This window comes from Kitasatospora sp. NPDC043949 (genome assembly GCF_056435365.1).
This window is the reverse complement of record NZ_JBWKEQ010000112.1, coordinates 1-3,770: the sequence shown is the minus strand read 5'-3', so window position 1 is coordinate 3,770 and position 3,770 is coordinate 1. Positions and strand designations below refer to the sequence as shown.

Annotated in this window: 3 protein-coding genes; all 3 read right to left on the bottom strand. The window is 69.6% G+C overall.

Going from position 1 to position 3,770, the window contains the following annotated elements:
* Positions 1–105 precede the first annotated feature (105 nt).
* The 3 genes from serA to ilvN all read right to left on the bottom strand — a co-directional run bounded on the left by serA (position 106) and on the right by ilvN (position 3,572).
* Entirely contained in the window at positions 106–1,695 is a 1,590-nt protein-coding gene (serA, locus tag AC07AL_RS38475) for a phosphoglycerate dehydrogenase (protein ID WP_363378782.1), read from the bottom strand.
* Positions 1,696–1,932: 237 nt separating this feature from the next.
* Complete coding sequence (ilvC, locus tag AC07AL_RS38470) at positions 1,933–2,931, bottom strand: ketol-acid reductoisomerase (RefSeq protein ID WP_063347727.1); 999 nt, start codon at positions 2,929–2,931, stop codon at positions 1,933–1,935.
* A gap of 116 nt (positions 2,932–3,047) precedes the next feature.
* Positions 3,048–3,572: an acetolactate synthase small subunit gene (gene ilvN / locus AC07AL_RS38465; RefSeq protein WP_030302941.1), complete on the bottom strand. Its 525-nt coding sequence runs from the start codon at positions 3,570–3,572 to the stop codon at positions 3,048–3,050.
* Positions 3,573–3,770: the final 198 nt, after the last annotated feature.

Below are 3,770 nucleotides of genomic sequence, written 5' to 3'. Positions count from 1 at the left end.
CCCCCCCCCCCCCCCCCCCCCCCCCCCCCCCCCCCCCCCCCCCCCCCCCCCCCCCCCCCCCCCCCCCCCCCCCCCCCCCCCCCCCCCCCCCGGGGGGCGTCGGGCTCAGGCGCCCAGGTCGACCGAGCGGGCGAAGCGGGCGCCGATCTCGGCGGCGATCGCCGACAGCACGTCCTGCGGGATCTGGCTGTCCACGGTGATGGAGGCGAGCGCGCCGCCGCCGTCGCGGGCGACCTGCATGCCGGCGATGTTGATGCCGGCGTCGCCGAGGTGGCGGCCGAGCACGCCGACCACGCCGGGGCGGTCCTCGTACTTGAAGAAGGCCATGTGGTCGGTGAGCGCGACGTCCACGTCGAAGGCGTCCACGCCGACGATCTTCTGGGTCTGCTTCGGGCCGGCCAGGGTGCCGGAGATGGCGATCTCCTCGCCGTTCGCGAGCGTGCCGCGGACGGTGATCACGTTGCGGTGCTCGGCACTCTCACTGGAGGTGGTCAGGCGGACCTCGACGCCGCGCTCCTGGGCGAACAGCGGGGCGTTGACGTAGGACACCGTCTCCGCCACCACGTCCTCGAACACGCCCTTCAGCGCGGACAGTTCGAGCACCTTCACGTCGTGCTGGGTGATCTCGCCGCGGACCTCGACGTCGAGCCGGACGGCGACCTCGCCGGCCAGCGCGGTGAAGATCCGGCCGAGCTTCTCGGCCAGCGGCAGGCCCGGGCGCACGTCCTCGGCGATCACGCCGCCCTGGACGTTGACGGCGTCCGGCACCAGTTCGCCGGCCAGCGCCAGGCGCACCGACTTGGCGACGGCGATGCCGGCCTTCTCCTGCGCCTCGTCGGTGGAGGCGCCCAGGTGCGGGGTGGCGACCACGTTGTCGAAGCCGAACAGCGGGGAGTCGGTGCACGGCTCCTTGGCGTACACGTCCAGGCCGGCGCCGGCCACCCGGCCGTCGCGCAGGGCGTTGGCGAGCGCCTCCTCGTCCACGATGCCGCCGCGGGCGGCGTTGACGATGCGCACGGTCGGCTTGACCTTGTGCAGCGCCTCGTCGCCGATCAGGCCGATGGTCTCGGGGGTCTTGGGGAGGTGGACGGTGATGAAGTCCGAGACCTCCAGCAGCTCCTCCAGGGTGACCAGCTTGACGCCCATCTGGGCGGCGCGGGCGGCCTGGATGTAGGGGTCGTACGCGACGATCTTCATGCCGAACGCGGACATCCGCTGGGCGACCAGGACGCCGATCCGGCCGAGGCCGACGACGCCGAGGGTCTTCTCGCTCAGCTCGACGCCGGTGTACTTGTTGCGCTTCCACTCGCCCTGCTTGAGCGCGGCGTTGGCCGGCGCGATGTTGCGGGCGACGGAGATCAGCAGGCCGCAGGCGAGTTCGGCGGCGGTGACGATGTTGGAGGTCGGCGCGTTCACGACCATCACGCCGGCCTTGGTGGCGGCGGCGACGTCCACGTTGTCCAGGCCGACCCCGGCCCGGGCGACCACCTTGAGCTTGCGGGCGACGGCCAGCGCCTCCGCGTCGACCTTGGTGGCGGAGCGGATCAGGATCGCGTCGACGTCGGCGATCGCGCCGAGCAGCTCGGTGCGGTCGGCGCCGTTGCAGTGGCGGATCTCGAAGTCGGGGCCGAGGGCGTCGACGGTGGCGGGCGACAGCTCTTCGGCGATCAGGACGACGGCGGTTTTGGATGTCACAGTGCTCACGACAGTGTGTCCTTAACTCTGCGGTTCTCCCCGGCACGTGGGTGGCGTGGACGGCGGGGGGAAGGTGGCATGCCGCGTAGGTAGACGCACGACGCTGTGGGCCTGACGCGCACTCGGAGTGTATCGACGGGCTGGGTACCAGGCTGCTCCCGTCCGGCGAAATCACCCGGACGAGAGCAGCCTACTTGTACAAGGAAGTTACAAAATCGGGCAGAGCCCGAGGCCGGTTCAGGCCTTGTCGTCGACCCAGCTCATCAGCGAGCGCAGCTTCTTGCCGGTGGTCTCCAGCAGGTGGTCCTCGTCGGCCTTCTTGTACTCGTTGTACTTGGGCAGACCGGCCTTGTACTCGGCGATCCAGGTGTTGGCGAAGGTGCCGTCCTGGATCTCGGCGAGGACCTTCCTCATCTCGGCCTTGGTGGCGTCGGTGATGATCCGCGGGCCGGTGACGTAGTCGCCCCACTCGGCGGTCTCGGAGACCGACCAGCGCATCTTCTCCAGGCCGCCCTCGTACATCAGGTCGACGATGAGCTTCAGCTCGTGCAGGCACTCGAAGTAGGCGATCTCCGGCTGGTAGCCGGCCTCGACCAGGGTCTCGAAACCGGCCTTCACCAGGGCGGCGGTGCCACCGCAGAGGACGGCCTGCTCACCGAACAGGTCGGTCTCGGTCTCCTCGGTGAAGGTGGTCTTGATGACGCCGGCCTTGGTGGCGCCCAGGCCCTTGGCGTAGGACAGCGCCAGGTCGAAGGCCTTGCCGGAGGCGTCCTGCTCGACGGCGACGATCGCGGGGACGCCGCGGCCCTCCTCGTACTGGCGGCGGACCAGGTGGCCCGGGCCCTTCGGGGCGACCATGCAGACGTCGACGTCCGCCGGGGGCTTGATGAAGCCGAAGCGGATGTTCAGGCCGTGGCCGAAGAACAGGGCGTCGCCGGCCTTCAGGTGCGGGGCGATGTCGGCCTCGTAGACGTCGGCCTGGATCGGGTCCGGCACCAGGATCATGATGACGTCGGCCTCGGCCGCGGCCTCGGCCGGGGTGACGACGCGCAGGCCGGCCTCCTCCGCCTTGGCACGGGACTTGGACTCCGGCTTCAGGCCGACCCGGACGTCGGCGCCGGAGTCGCGCAGGGACAGCGCGTGGGCGTGGCCCTGGCTGCCGTAGCCGATGACCGCGACCTTGCGGCCCTGGATGATGGACAGGTCGGCGTCGTCTTCGTAGAACAGCTCGGCCACGGGGGCACATCTCCTTGCGTGATGGTTGCCGGGTACGCGCTCTCTACGGTAGGCGTACCGGCGGGGGTGTGGGGCGGTGCTTCAGGGTGTGAGACGGTCGGCGTCTCAAAGGGTGCTCAGGCGCTGCGGTCGAGGGCGCGCAACGAGCGGTCCGTGATCGAACGGGCGCCGCGCCCGATGGCGACCAGGCCGGACTGGACCAACTCCTTGATGCCGTAAGGCTCCAGCATCCGGAGCATGGCCTCCAGCTTGTCCGAGCTTCCGGTGGCCTCGATGGTCACCGCGTCCGGGGACACGTCGACGGTCTTGGCACGGAACAGCTGGACGATCTCGACGATCTGCGACCGGGTCTCGTTGTCGGCGCGGACCTTCACCAGGACCAGTTCCCGCTGGATCGCAGCGGATTGGTCGAGTTCGACGATCTTTATCACGTTCACGAGCTTGTTGAGCTGCTTGGTGACCTGTTCCAGCGGGAGGTCCTCGACGTTGACCACGATGGTCATCCGGGACACGTCCGGATGCTCGGTCGGACCGACGGCGAGGGAGTCGATGTTGAAGCCCCGACGGGAGAACAGGGCGGCGATGCGGGCGAGCACGCCGGGCTTGTTCTCGACCAGGACGGAGAGGGTGTGCTTGGACATGGGGTTCCTCAGGCGCTCTGGAGTTGAAGGGGGGCGTTAGTCGAGGTCGTCGCCGAAGTCGGGGCGGATGCCCTTGGCGAACTGGATCTCGTCGTTGCTGGTACCGGCCGCGACCATCGGCCAGACCATGGCGTCCTGGTGGACGATGAAGTCGATGACGACCGGGCGGTCGTTGATCTCCATGGCCTGCTTGATGAC

What these genes read in the sequence shown, in the direction of transcription:
- ilvN (WP_030302941.1), bottom strand. Translation starts at nt 3,572, where the DNA reads ATGTCCAAGCACACCCTCTCCGTCCTGGTCGAGAACAAGCCCGGCGTG.